The 12,954-nt window shown below is 47.5% G+C and carries 11 protein-coding genes; 5 read left to right on the top strand and 6 right to left on the bottom strand.

Features of this window, described 5'->3' with window-relative positions:
* Positions 1-297: 297 nt before the first annotated feature.
* The 3 genes from murI to RH949_RS17965 form a co-directional block, all read right to left on the bottom strand.
* Positions 298-1,161, bottom strand: coding sequence for a glutamate racemase (murI, locus tag RH949_RS17975; RefSeq protein WP_446354992.1), 864 nt, complete (start codon positions 1,159-1,161; stop codon positions 298-300).
* A gap of 80 nt (positions 1,162-1,241) precedes the next feature.
* The gene (locus tag RH949_RS17970) at positions 1,242-3,167 is read right to left on the bottom strand and encodes an N-acetylmuramoyl-L-alanine amidase (RefSeq protein WP_446354999.1); all 1,926 of its coding nucleotides are present in this window, start codon (positions 3,165-3,167) and stop codon (positions 1,242-1,244) included.
* A gap of 324 nt (positions 3,168-3,491) precedes the next feature.
* Positions 3,492-4,955, bottom strand: a complete 1,464-nt coding sequence (locus RH949_RS17965; RefSeq protein WP_446354990.1) for a cation:proton antiporter — start codon at positions 4,953-4,955, stop codon at positions 3,492-3,494.
* Positions 4,956-5,132: 177 nt separating this feature from the next.
* Between RH949_RS17965 and RH949_RS17960 the strand changes: the two genes are divergently transcribed.
* On the top strand, positions 5,133-5,864 hold the full coding sequence (locus RH949_RS17960; RefSeq protein WP_006104566.1) for an SIMPL domain-containing protein: 732 nt from the start codon (positions 5,133-5,135) through the stop codon (positions 5,862-5,864).
* A gap of 3 nt (positions 5,865-5,867) precedes the next feature.
* On the opposite strand, the gene RH949_RS17955 is transcribed toward RH949_RS17960, so the two are convergent.
* Positions 5,868-6,230 (bottom strand): single-stranded DNA-binding protein, encoded by a 363-nt coding sequence (locus tag RH949_RS17955; protein ID WP_446354988.1) that lies wholly within the window; start codon positions 6,228-6,230, stop codon positions 5,868-5,870.
* A 346-nt stretch (positions 6,231-6,576) separates the two neighbouring features.
* Here RH949_RS17955 and RH949_RS17950 point away from each other — a divergent pair, with 346 nt between their 5' ends.
* The 3 genes from RH949_RS17950 (at position 6,577) to mreD (ending at position 9,224) form a co-directional block, all read left to right on the top strand.
* Positions 6,577-7,584 (top strand): rod shape-determining protein, encoded by a 1,008-nt coding sequence (locus tag RH949_RS17950; protein ID WP_044208646.1) that lies wholly within the window; start codon positions 6,577-6,579, stop codon positions 7,582-7,584.
* 119 nt (positions 7,585-7,703) lie between these two features.
* Positions 7,704-8,459, top strand: coding sequence for a rod shape-determining protein MreC (gene mreC / locus RH949_RS17945; protein WP_006102760.1), 756 nt, complete (start codon positions 7,704-7,706; stop codon positions 8,457-8,459).
* Positions 8,460-8,678: 219 nt separating this feature from the next.
* Positions 8,679-9,224: a rod shape-determining protein MreD gene (gene mreD / locus RH949_RS17940; RefSeq protein ID WP_198016524.1), complete on the top strand. Its 546-nt coding sequence runs from the start codon at positions 8,679-8,681 to the stop codon at positions 9,222-9,224.
* An 83-nt stretch (positions 9,225-9,307) separates the two neighbouring features.
* On the opposite strand, the gene RH949_RS17935 is transcribed toward mreD, so the two are convergent.
* Positions 9,308-10,096 (bottom strand): HAD family hydrolase, encoded by a 789-nt coding sequence (locus RH949_RS17935; RefSeq protein WP_006102731.1) that lies wholly within the window; start codon positions 10,094-10,096, stop codon positions 9,308-9,310.
* Between the two features lie 155 nt (positions 10,097-10,251).
* On the opposite strand from RH949_RS17935, the gene RH949_RS17930 reads away from it, so the two are divergent.
* Positions 10,252-12,291, top strand: coding sequence for a protein kinase domain-containing protein (locus RH949_RS17930; RefSeq protein ID WP_446354985.1), 2,040 nt, complete (start codon positions 10,252-10,254; stop codon positions 12,289-12,291).
* Positions 12,292-12,302: 11 nt separating this feature from the next.
* Here the strand turns inward: RH949_RS17930 and RH949_RS17925 are convergent, their stop codons facing one another.
* Positions 12,303-12,752, bottom strand: coding sequence for a CPBP family glutamic-type intramembrane protease (locus tag RH949_RS17925; protein ID WP_446354983.1), 450 nt, complete (start codon positions 12,750-12,752; stop codon positions 12,303-12,305).
* Between the last annotated feature and the right edge of the window lie 202 nt (positions 12,753-12,954).

The following is a 12,954-nucleotide window of genomic DNA, read 5'->3' as shown; positions in this document are numbered from 1 at the left end:
TGGCGAACCGGGGGTTAAAACTATTTGGCAAGGTCTGCGACGACTCCATGACATTGCCCAGACTTGGCTTTTACTTTCCCCCAAAACTACTGCTTTTGTCAAGGGCATTCATGTTAAGAAAGATGTGAGTAATGCATAGCTACAAGAGGGGGGAGGACAGCAGATGCTTCGCTTTTGTTGCACGGGAGAAGGGGGATCGGATGCTCTTGCTCCCCTCTCCCCGGCGTGGGAGAGGGGCTGGGGGAGAGGGGTTTAGCTTAAGTTGACACGGGTGCACATCGGTGCGCCCCTACAATTCTAATCCACCGCTTCAACAGACATAGATACAGGCGATACGTCTGGCAAATAGGTTTTTTCCACAACTGGAGTACACCCCAACCACTGTACCGATAACTTCGCAAACTGCTGCGGACAACCACTGACACAAAATCGCGTCGGTAGCGGTGGTGAACTATTTTTTAATCCCATTAAATCCAGTTCTTGCGCCGCCGCCGCCACCACATGTTCAGCCGGATCAATTAATTGGACAGATGCGGGTAAAATTTGTCGCAATACAGGCGCCAACAAGGGATAATGAGTACACCCATAAATCAACGTATCAATTCGCTGCTGAAGTAATGGCGTCAGATACTGCGAAGCCACTTCCGAGGTATAGGGTTCATATAACCGATTTTGCTCCACTAAAGGGACAAATTCTGGACAACTAACTTGCCACACTTGAACCGTGGATTCCACTTCCAATAAAGCGCGTCGATAGGCATTACTCGCCGCCGTCGCCGGGGTAGCAATCACGCCAATCCGACGCCCGACTTGAACGGCTGCACGAGAACCGGGCAGAATTAATCCCAGAATCGGCAGTTGAAACTCACGGCGTAAGGTGTCTAGGGCTAAGGCGTCACTGGTGTTACACGCCAGCACCACCATTTTCACATCTTGCTCAACCATCCAGGTGAGAATCTCGCGCCCAAATTGGATGATTTCCCTAGGCGAACGAGTACCGTAAGGAAGGCGTGCGGTATCGGCAAAATAAAGAATCGATTCATGGGGAAGTTGTCGGTAGAGTTCCCTGAGAACGGTAAGTCCGCCAACACCACTATCGAATACGCCAATACGACGGTGCTGTGCTTCTCCCCTTAAGGTCAAAATCGGATCATTTGTCATTGCTTATTTCTCAGGGAACAGGGAACAGGGAACAGGGAACAGGGAACAGAGAATTCAAAAGTAGATCCTTGTGTCAACGATTAAAAGTTCTGCTGAATGTACTGAAGGATACCACGAGCGATCGCCTGTGCCATTTGGCTACGGTGAGTCGGATTATTTAATTTTGCCGAATCATCTCGACCGGTGACAAACCCCACTTCTACCAAAACCGCTGGCATTGAAGTTTTTCTTAGCACATAAAACCGGGCGCGTCTAACCCCCCGATTCTGTACCGGAACTGTCTGTAAAATGTTATTGTGAATCGTCTGGGCAAGTCGTTGCCCACTGGCGAAATAATAGGTTTCCAATCCATTGACATCTGGGCGGCTGAGACTAATGGCATTCGCATGAATGCTGACAAATAGATTAGCATTGACTCGCTCCGCCATGGTCACACGGGGCGCTAAATCCACGAAATAATCGCTATTGCGGGTTAATACGGCTTGCACACCCTGCTTTTCTAATAATGCTGCCACTTCTTGGGCAATGGGTAAAATAACATCCTTTTCCCGTAATCCGCCAATACCAACAGCGCCGGGATCTTTCCCGCCATGTCCCGGATCAACCATCACCACAATTCGACTGTTGGGAACCGTGGGAAATGAGGTTGGGGGTGCGGGGGATGGACTTGGCGGCGGTACCGGAATCGATTCACGGGGCGGTAATGTGGCTTGTTTTTTTTGTATGGGTAGCGCCAACAGGCGATCGCTAATTTGATTGAGGCTACCAATCTGAGTTCCTGGACTCGGCTGCACCAAAATTACCACGGTGTTAGAGTCTTGCTGGCGCAGCAATACCCGTGATAAAGGACTATTGGCAGTCAGTTGAGGTCCTTTAACCTGATCGGTTAATTGGGCATTGGGGATCGTAATCCGGTACGCCCTCTCATTCGCGTCCCAACGACTGGTGGCTTGGACAGGGCGATCGGCTTCAATCAATAGTTGAGTCTGATTATTTCCCAGTTCAACCGACTGAATTGTTGCTTGTTGATTAATGCTGACTCGTCGATTCGAGGTTTGCGATCGCGAAGGATAAGAGACTAAGACATTACCCGAAGCATTAGAGCGACTTTCTAAACTGGATGCTGAGGTTCCTCTGGGGATAATCACCAACCCGCCAACATCGCTGTATAGTGCCTGCCAATCGGGACTATCTCGGTCAACATTTAAGGTGATCCGAGTCAAGGGGGGTGAATCTTTCAGCCTTTGGAATTGGATTTGGCTAACGCCGTAGCGATTCACGTCCAACGTTTGCTCAACCAGACGGCGGGAGAGATTTAACCCCTCCACCTCAATCTCAATCTGGCGGCGATCGCGACTCCGCTTTACCTTAATCTGATCCGGTTTTCCACCATCGGTATGGATAAAAAATCCATTCCGAGTCACCTGGAAACTATCCACTTGTGTCGCCGATGTTTCCACCGTCACCGTTGGGGGTGAACTCGGTTGAGGAGATTGGCGATCGTTAACCCTGAGCGAAGTCGAAGGGTTAACAGTTCGGACTGGGGGAGGCGGACTGGGTAAACTGGATATCCGTTGTGGATTGGGGATATTCACCGTCCACTGCGTCGGCGAGAGTCCCCTAAATTGTACCTGTTGGGGGTCGAGGGTATAACCTGGGGCTAATTCCACCACAATCCGAGTGGTTTGGTTTTCAAATTGTCCGACTCGGATTTCTTGAATCGCACCGCCCACTTGTTGATTCACCGTCGGGCGTCCCAGTCGAGTTCCGGGCAAATCAATAACCAGCCGAGTCGGATTCGCAATCAGTTGCGCCCTCGGCTGAACCCCCTCATCGGTGGTAAAGACCAACTGATTTTGAGCGCGGTCAAACCGCCAAAACAGCAGTTGACGCGCTTCGGCGGCGGATGTATAGAGAAAAACACTCAAAAAGCTGGAGAGTAGCAGTAGCCAGCGAAATCTCACAATTATTGCTCCTAACTTAAAGCTCGGTGCTGCATACAGCATTTGGGTGGGTGGCGTTTCACTTAAGGCAGTTGCTGAGTTCAAAACCGAACTCAGTCAGGTTGATCGGGTTCACCCTATATCCCGAAGTCCAACTGCTCGCTTTGGTTTCAACCTTGGCTTAAGCCAATGTGACTCACCCAAGTTGAGTTGAGTAGCTGTTATAGACAGTCCGCTTTCAGGGACGTAGAGTAACGAATTTAAGTTTCAAACAAAATAGTATAGTCCCTTTTCGGATGAACAATCCCAACTGCTCCCAGACGCGCCATGGCACGTCTCTACATTGCTCCCCCTGCTTGTACTTCAGGAGAACTGGCGATGATTAAGTCATTCGGGTTTAGACTCTGACAGGGTTTCCACTGGCTCTGATCCGGGGACAGTTTCGGGTTCTTTTAAGACTAATCGCAATAAGGGGGGAGCGATAAACGTGGTTAAAATCACCATCATAATAATCGCCGCTTCAGTTGCCGAGGACAGCGCCCCACTAGCTGAACCGACGCCAGCAAAAACCAGTCCCACTTCGCCTCGGGGAATCATCCCCACACCAATTGCCAAACGATTAATACCCGGTTGACCAAAGACCGTAAAGCCTGTGACTACCTTACCGATAATCGCCACCACGATCAGGAACAGTGCCAAAATCAACCCTTCTCGATTGCTGGGAACCGCTGGATTAAGGACACTTAAATCAGTTTTGGCACCCACCACGACAAAGAAAATCGGGGTGAGGACATCTGCCACAGGTAACACCTGTTCCTCTAATTCCCGGCGTTTATCGGTTTCTGCCAGGATTAAACCAGCGGCAAATGCGCCTAAAATAGCTTCAAGTTGAATCGCGGCGGCAATGTAAGACAGAATCGCGGCAAAAATCAGGGCGGTGAGTAAAAGCTGACCCCTTGTCTTCATTTCATCCACCAAGGCGACAAAGTAAGGACCGAGAAAGCGTCCCACTAAAATGGAACCGACTAAAAAGACACCCGCACTGATGATTAGATAAATAACATTCGCGATCGCGATTTCCCCAGTTTTGGCTAAACTTGCCACCACCGCTAGCACGATGATGCCTAACACGTCGTCTAATACCGCTGCACCAATGATAATTTGACCTTCTTTAGAACTGAGACTGCCAATTTCGGCTAAAACTTTGGCGGTAATCCCAATACTGGTAGCGGTGAGCGCCGCCCCCGCAAAAATGGCTGGAACAGGCGGAACATCGAATAAATAGGTTAACCCAGCGGTTCCGGCGGCAAAGGGAACAATCACCCCCACAATGGCGACAACAGCCGCTTGTGGACCAACTCGGATCAGTTCTTGCAAATCCGATTCCAGTCCAATTTCAAATAGAAGAATCACCACCCCCAGTTCGGCTAAAACTGAGATCACCTCACTCTGAGTGTCAAACACCGACTCAGCCGCCATTGGATTTAAGCCCCCTGTACGTTCCAGGAAGCTGACAATCATGGAGCTAGCGGCATCTGATCCCGCTTCGGGAAAGACCAACAGATGCAGCGCTGAGACTCCCACAACTACCCCACCAACGAGTTCCCCCAGTACAGGTGGCAAGTTAATCCGCGCACAAAGTTCGCCACCTAATTTGCTAGCGAAGTAAATGACGACTAAACTCAGCAATACGCCAGCGAAGATTAATGAACTCTTTTCGGCTTCGCTGGTGGTGGCTTCACTGGCTGCGGCGATCAGAGAGTGGTGGGCAGATAGCCAGGGGAAGCTAAAGGGGGGAGTTAGGGAACTCGCCCAGGTAGTTGCATCAGCTATAGGTTGAGAAAAAAGCATGAATTCCATTCTACAGGGAACAGGGAACAGGGAGCTTGTAGAGACGTGCCATGGCGCGTCTGGGAGCTTGGCTACAGATTAAACTACTGAGTTGCAAAAACTGTAACCCCAGAAATGATAATGCTCTATGGTGTCAAAGTTAAGGCTTAATCTATCGGTGTTTGGAGAATTTATAAAATGACAGATCTATGTTCCCGTTTCCTGAGCCAAAAAAAGTTACAGGTGATGGCTGGGGTTTTGGGTTTAGTGATGCTCGGATGCATAAATCCGGCGATCGCGCAGGAGCGAATGCTACGAACGCTAACGGTAACCGGACAAGGCGTAGAACGAATTCCCACAACCTTGACGCGAGTCCAGTTAGGGGTTGAGGTACAAGGAAAAACAGCGCAACAGGTGCAACAAGAGGTGGCACGTCAGTCAGCGGCGGTAGTGGAGTTGCTGCGATCGCGTAATGTCCAACAACTCCAAACCACCAGTATCCAACTCAACCCTGTCTATAGCTACGAGGACAATCAGCAGCGCCTGATCGGGTATTCTGCCAGTAACACGGTCAGTTTCCGCATTCCCACAGAACAGGCGGGAACCCTTTTGGATGATGCCGTGGCTGCTGGTGCGACTCGCATCGACTCGATTAGCTTTACCGCCCCCGAAAGTGCGATCGCCACGGCTCAAAAACAAGCGCTACGAGAAGCCACCCAAGATGCCCAAGAACAAGCCGATGCGGTGTTAAATGCCTTGAACCTCACCCGTCAAGATATCGTTACCATTCAAATTAATGGTGCCACACCACCGTCTCCACCCATGCCGCTGATGAGCAGGGCGGAGTCCTTTGCCCAAAATGCTCCGACACCAGTTATTGGTGGTGAGCAAGAGGTACAGGCATCTGTCACCCTGCAAATTAGCTACTAACCTTTAGAACTCTGTCTCGCCGTAGCGATCAACGGTGCTGGGATCATTATCGCGTTTAGATCCTAATAAATCCATTCGATCCACCCTGATAACGGGCTTGTGGTAGTTGTGACCATCCCGCGTTGTTAACGGATCAATCTTCAGTGCTCCTTGAATCCCAATCAAACTTCCCTTCCGCACGTAGTTTGCCGCCACTTCTGCTGTCTTCCCCCAAATCTCTAGATTGAACCAGTCAGGCTTCTCACTGTTGCGGCTGCGACGATCCACCGCCAGTGTTAACTTACACAAAACACTGCCCGACTCGAAATACCGGACATCGGGGTCTGCGCCCACCCGACCAACTAAATTAACCACATTGAGACTCATTTTCTTAGTACCCTTGTACTTATTGCCAAACAGTTTAGCGAATTTATACCGTTGTCCACAATCCCTCAAGCCCTACTGGAGGCACGCCAATTGCCGTGATTCACCCTCGCTTGTGACCTTGACTTTCTCCGGATCAGCAATTTTGTCGTCTGAATGATACTTTCAGCTTCGTTTTCAACGATTAATAGCGATGACTTTATCAACTTCACTAGACTCAGCCAAAAAAACGTAATAGAATCCACCTCGGTTACAGTTCAGATACATTGTTTGTTATACATAGAAACATTCGACCTTGGGGGCTTATAAACAAGTGGGTATTTTCAGTCGCTTTTCCCTATCCCGGGACATGGGTATCGATTTAGGTACAGCTAATACTTTAGTATATGTATCTGGCAAAGGCATCGTACTCCAGGAGCCTTCTGTCGTCGCCATGGACCAAGATGAAAAAGTGCCACTAGCGGTGGGAGAGGACGCCAAAAAAATGCTGGGCAGAACTCCAGGTAACGTGGTCGCCTTGCGTCCTTTACGCGATGGTGTGATTGCTGACTTCGATACCGCCGAACTCATGCTCAAGCATTTTATCCGGCGAGTTCACGAAGGGCGTACTTTAGTTCAGCCTCGGATTGTCATTGGGATTCCCAGTGGTGTAACTGGTGTGGAACGGCGGGCAGTTATGGAAGCTGCCTCTCAAGCCGGTGCCAGAGATGTGTACTTGATCGATGAACCTGTTGCTGCTGCCATCGGTGCGGGGCTGCCTGTAGCAGAGCCAACCGGTAATATGATTATTGATATCGGTGGTGGGACGACAGAAGTCGCGGTACTCAGTTTACAAGGTACCGTTTTGAGCGAATCGGTACGGGTTGCTGGTGATGAACTGAGTGAATCGATCACCCAGTACATGAAAAAAGTGCATAACCTGGTGATTGGGGAGCGAACGGCTGAAGAAATTAAAATTCAGATTGGTTCAGCCTACCCGACTCATGAGGACGATGATTTCTCCATGGAAGTACGCGGCTTACACTTGCTGTCTGGTTTACCGCGAACTGTGAGTATCAAGGGACCCGAAATTCGCGAAAGTATGTCCGAACCGCTTTCAGTCATCGTTGATGCGGTCAAACGGACTTTAGAGCGGACACCACCTGAACTCGCTGCCGATATTATTGATCGAGGCATCATGTTAGCGGGTGGTGGTGCCTTACTAAAAGGACTAGATACGTTGATTAGTCACGAAACAGGTATTGTGACTCATGTGGCGGCTGATCCCCTAAGTTGTGTGGTTTTAGGCACAGGTCGTGTTCTAGAGAACTTCAAACAACTAGAACGGGTATTTAGTGGGCGCTCTCGCCATATCTAAGGTGATAATCTCTTAGAGAGCAGTCTTGAGAGGGTTGGTTTACAAGCTGCATGAGAAGTCAACTGCACTATTGCAACTCTGGCGCATCAGCCGGAAGCTGAACGAATACTGGACAGGTTATGTATATATTGCGTCGTTGGTGGGACAAACATGGAGTCGCTGTTGTGCTGGGGGGACTAACTCTAAGCCTTGCTTGGTTCGTTCGCCAAACTCAGGGTGCAGCTCTCTTTGAGGCTTATCAGTTATTGACCCGCCCCTTACAATCAGAACCAACACAAGAAGAGCGTCTGACAAATGCCAAGGTTCTGGAACTCCAACAGCGTCAGATTGAACTTGAGAGCCAAAACCAAAAACTCAAAGAACTGCTGAATTATTCTAAAACCAAAGACCAGCAAGGAATTCTTGCCCCAATCATCGGGCGTAGTGCGGGTCACTGGTGGCAACATGTAACTTTGGGTCGAGGGAGTCGAGATGGGATAAAGGTGCATTCAATTGTTATGGCACCTGGCGGTTTAGTGGGTCAGATTGTTAATGTGACGCCGAATACAAGTCGCGTACTACTAATCAGTGACGCCACTAGCCGAGTCGGGGCGGTGATTAGCCGTAGCCGTAGCATGGGGTTTATTCGAGGACAAGGTTCAAATCGGGCGGTGTTGCAGTTTTTTGACAAAGTACCCGATGTCCGTCGGGGAGATGCGGTTTCCACTTCACCCGTGAGCAAACTGTTTCCTGCTGGGTTACCGTTAGGACGGGTGGAGTCAGTCAACTTGGATAAAAGTCCAGCCCCCGAAGCTGTCATTGAGTTAACAGCGCCTTTAGATGCCTTGGAGTGGGTGATTGTTTATCCCCAATCAAGGACGGTTGATCCCGAATAGAGTAACCAGGGTGCGAAAACGGATACCATAAATTCCCCATCTCTCAGGGGTATAATCGATTTTTGGGAATTTTGGAAATTTTTGAGTAAGTTTTTGTACTTGGAAATTTAGCCGGATTACCAATCAACAAAAACCTAGATGTGATACTTGGGCGGTGAAATGGAGGTCAAAAAAAGGCAAAGCTCATTGAGGATAGCACAGAAGAAACCCTTGAACAACATTTTTAACCTTTCCCAGTTTTCCCCCCAAGTTCGTCAACTACTCAACTGGACGGTAACGGCGGGTTCTGTCCTTGTATGTGTGATGGCTTTACCCACTCGGTTACCGGGCATGGAATTGCTAGGAATTGCCCCGAATTGGTTGTTAATTTGGGTGGTTGCCTGGAGTATCAAACGCACCGCTTTTCAGGGGGCGATGGCAGGGTTAACATTGGGTTTGATTCAAGATGGGATAACTGCCCCTGAACCCACTCATGTCCTGAGTCTAGTGTTAGTGGGAATTTTAACAGCTCGAATGCAGAAGCAGCGATATATTCAGGAAGATTTTATTTCCGTGGCGCTAATTGTATTTGGGATGGCGGTTGTCGCGGAGACGGTGACAGCAATTCAGTACAGTTTTATGGGCGATCGCACGTTAGCAGAAATTTGGATAGATCACCAGCGTATTGCCCTATCCTCAGCGATTCTCAGTAGTTTGTGGGCACCTGTGGTGTATTATCCCCTGAGTCGTTGGTGGGAACAGATACACTTACTCGAACAGTCCTAAATCGGGTGAACGACTTCCGTTTAGCCGTAGGTAGGCTGCGTTCGTTCTGGATTAGCCAGCATATAGGCAATCATCATCTGTTTTCACTTCATCTTTCCCAAAAGATAATCAGCCGCTGCCAGCAGATCATAGCAAGTGTGAGTGGGTTGGAATTGCTGGAGATAACGATAGGAACGAATCCCACATGTAAGCGCTACAGTCGGAATAGATACCGCTTGGGCGGCGAGGAGATCCGCCTCTGTGTCACCAATCATCCACGCCGACTGCGGCTGTAGTGAAAGACAAACCTGTTCGGTTAAGGCTTGTGCTAAAAGTTGTTGCTTGAGTTCAACATTATTCCGATAGGCGGCTTGATCGTCGTAAGTTCCATAAATACCGCTAAACAGACGAGTCAACCCGTAATTTCTCAAAATTTGTGTCGCTTGTTCCTGACAGCGTAACGTCACCAATACCAGCCGGATACCTTGAGAATGGAGTCTGGCTAATGCCCACCGCACTCCCGGTTGCAGCTTATCCAGATGTAACAGTAAGGGCTGATTGACAATTTCTAAGACTCGTGATAGGAAAAACTCAAATTGTTCCCCTTGTACACCAGAACATAGGGCAATGTCTTCATCCGCCACCCGATCCTGTTTCATCTCCCAAAACTGCTGGGCTTCAAGCTGTTGAATCGGTAACGTGATTCCTTGGGCTTGATAAGCCGATCGCGTATCAGCCAGTGCTAGCTTGTAGGTGGTGTAATAGCGCTTAGAGACATCGACAATTGGTCCATCGAAGTCGCAGAAAACCGTCAGTGGCGCTACAGAGGGATTATTTCTGTGGGAGCGATCGCACGGCGGTGATTGCCAGTCGTAGGCAGCCACACCACTCATAAAATATTACTCAATTCAGCTTCTTTTGAAACAGTTTTTTACATCTTAGCAGTTTCGATAGAAATTTTAATCGTTCATCGAGGAATATTCCCCAGCATCCTTATCCGCATCCTAAGATCAGGGAAAGATCTTTCGTGACATAGCTGTAGCGAGATATGAGCTACTGTATCAACCCCCAATGTCCTGAACCCAGTGATCCAGGTAACCTCAACAATCGAATTTGTCGCAATTGTGGCTCATCGTTGTTAATCCAAGGGCGCTATCAGGTGATGCGTCTCCTCAGCGATACCAGTGGCTTTGGGATGGTGTATGAAGCCTACCAAGGAACTCGTCCCAAAATCTTAAAAGTTCTCAAACCTAAGCACAATACCAATCCTAAGGTTATCGAATTATTTCAACAAGAAGCCGCCGTATTAAGTCAGCTTAATCATCCCGGTATTCCTCAAGTTGAATCCGATGGATATTTTCAGGTTATTCCTCAAGGTGGAGAACCGCTGCACTGTATCATCATGGAAAAAATTGAGGGACTGAATTTAAAGCAGTGGATGCGACAACAGGGAAATCATCCCATTTCCGAATCACAGGCACTCAATTGGTTAAAACAACTGGTTGAAATTTTACATTTGGTTCATCGAAAAAACTATTTCCATCGAGATATTAAACCCGAAAATATCATGCTGCGCCCCACGGGTCAATTGGTGTTGATAGATTTTGGTACAGCGAGAGAATTAACCTATACCTATTTAGCAGAAGTGGGTGGTGCTGGGAATGTTACTAAAATTAGTTCAGCGGGGTACACGCCACCGGAACAAGAAAAAGGTCATGCGGTTCCCCAGTCCGATTTTTATGCCTTGGGTCGAACATTTGTCTATTTGTTAACTGCAAAATCGGTAACTGATCCGAGTATGTATGACCCATTAACTGATCGCTGTAATTGGCGCGAACAGGTTTCAAGTATCTCAAAACCATTAGCTGACCTAATTGATAAGCTAATGTCACCGACAGCAGCAACTCGGCATAAGACAACTCAGGACATTATCGATGAATTAGCCACTATTTCATTATCGTCTATTTCCACTCCCCTATCTTCGTCTCCGCAATTACCCAGTAAGACAAAAATGCAAATAGCAACGGTGCCGCAAGCGGAATATGGGATAATTTCTAAGCTTTCTCAGTGTAAACATTTAATCGCTCAAAACAAATGGTTTTGGTTAGGAACTTTAGCGTTATTCGTTGGTGTTGGAGTTTATCAATTGAGGAAAATAGAACCTCAGATTCCGGCAGAAATTGCTACCTATCAATCTATCGAACTGGCTCAAACCATTAATGCAAATGCTAGTTATATTAATTACCTGATGATTAGTCCAGATGGAGAGATGGTAGTTAGTGGAAATGCAGATAAAACCATCCGATTTTGGCATCTAGCTTCAGGTCAAGAAATTCGCCAACTTACAGGATATACCAAGCCTGTTAATTACTTTGCGATTAATTCGGACTGGGATAAACTGGTTACCGGAAGTGGCGATAAGAACATTCAGGTTTGGAATCTGGTTACTCAGGAAAAAAATCAAACCTTATCTGGGCATTCCAGTTTTGTCAATTATTTGGTAATTAGTCCAGATGGGCAGACGTTAGTCAGTGGGAGTGCGGATAAGACGATTAAACTTTGGAATTTAGCCACAGGACAATTAATTCGCACGCTAACCGGACATTCAAGTTCAGTGAATTACCTGGAAATTAGCCCAGATGGGAAAATGTTAGTCAGTGGGAGTGCGGATAAGACGATTAAACTTTGGGATTTAGCCACAGGACAATTAATTCGCACGCTAACCGGGCATTCAAGTTCAGTCAACGCTTTGGAAATTAGTCCAGATGGGAAAACGTTAGTCAGTGGGAGTGCGGATAAAACGATTAAACTTTGGAATTTAGCCACAGGACGAGAAATTCGCACAATGACAGGACATTCAAGTTTTGTGAATGCTTTAGAAATTAGTCCAGATGGTCAAGTTTTAGCCAGTGGGAGTGCAGATAAGACGATTAAACTCTGGCATCTTGCCACAGGACAATTAATTCGCACACTAAAGGGTCATTTAAGTTCTGTTAATTCTATCGCGATTAGCCCAGATGGAGAAACCTTAGTTAGTGGGAGTGCAGATAAAACAATTAAACTCTGGCGCGTACCGAAATTGGAATAGTATTCCAGATACTATAAATCTAATTTTGAATATCCATCGAATATAAGTAGCCAAACGACAACAACTATCCAATGAATTACAATGGGGGACCAGATTGAGCGAGAGTGCCAGTAGGAAATCGTCAAGGTGATTCCTAAAATTAGCGTTGACAACAGAAAACCGGGATTCGTGAAAACTCCGAATGCTTTTTGGTAAAATAAAGCGGCAAATATAGGATGACCGATAACATAAAGAACTATGCTGAGAAAAGCCATAGTAAATTGGATCTTGACTGGATTATTAGGGGTTGGTCTGGGCAGGAGGAGGACACGAAATAGCAGCTCTTCGGCAAAACAGGGAAAAAAGAAGCGACTCACTAAAATTTTGACAATGCCTAGGAAAGATAAAGGTAAAATCCTAATCTCTAAAAGCCCAGAATAAAACCCTATTGGTAAGCAAGTTAAAGCAATAATCAATAACATAAAAACCGTCACTAGCCAACTCTCCAGAGTCGGTACAGTGAGTAGAGCCGAGATGACTTTGTGGTAAATTCTGTCCCTAAAATTCATCTCGGCTGCTCCCCTACTTAGGCGAAATTAACCCAATTACTCACAGTGATCTACTCAGGCAATCCATTAACCGGATCAGGGAAATTGGGACTGACAACATAGATTGTACCAGTAC

The organism is Coleofasciculus sp. A1-SPW-01 (assembly GCF_040217205.1).
In the GTDB taxonomy this organism is placed as follows: domain Bacteria; phylum Cyanobacteriota; class Cyanobacteriia; order Cyanobacteriales; family Coleofasciculaceae; genus Coleofasciculus; species Coleofasciculus chthonoplastes_A.
Note: the sequence above shows the minus strand (reverse complement) of the source record. Positions and strands in the feature narration are given on the sequence as shown.

Coding starts and splice junctions, on each gene's coding strand:
- mreC (WP_006102760.1), top strand. CDS start 7,704: ATGTATATATTGCGTCGTTGGTGGGACAAACATGGAGTCGCTGTTGTG.
- RH949_RS17970 (WP_446354999.1), bottom strand. CDS start 3,167: ATGCTGTATGCAGCACCGAGCTTTAAGTTAGGAGCAATAATTGTGAGA.
- RH949_RS17950 (WP_044208646.1), top strand. CDS start 6,577: ATGGGTATCGATTTAGGTACAGCTAATACTTTAGTATATGTATCTGGC.
- RH949_RS17965 (WP_446354990.1), bottom strand. CDS start 4,955: ATGCTTTTTTCTCAACCTATAGCTGATGCAACTACCTGGGCGAGTTCC.
- RH949_RS17935 (WP_006102731.1), bottom strand. CDS start 10,096: ATGAGTGGTGTGGCTGCCTACGACTGGCAATCACCGCCGTGCGATCGC.
- murI (WP_446354992.1), bottom strand. CDS start 1,161: ATGACAAATGATCCGATTTTGACCTTAAGGGGAGAAGCACAGCACCGT.
- RH949_RS17930 (WP_446354985.1), top strand. CDS start 10,252: ATGAGCTACTGTATCAACCCCCAATGTCCTGAACCCAGTGATCCAGGT.
- RH949_RS17955 (WP_446354988.1), bottom strand. CDS start 6,230: ATGAGTCTCAATGTGGTTAATTTAGTTGGTCGGGTGGGCGCAGACCCC.
- RH949_RS17960 (WP_006104566.1), top strand. CDS start 5,133: ATGACAGATCTATGTTCCCGTTTCCTGAGCCAAAAAAAGTTACAGGTG.
- RH949_RS17925 (WP_446354983.1), bottom strand. CDS start 12,752: ATGTTATTGATTATTGCTTTAACTTGCTTACCAATAGGGTTTTATTCT.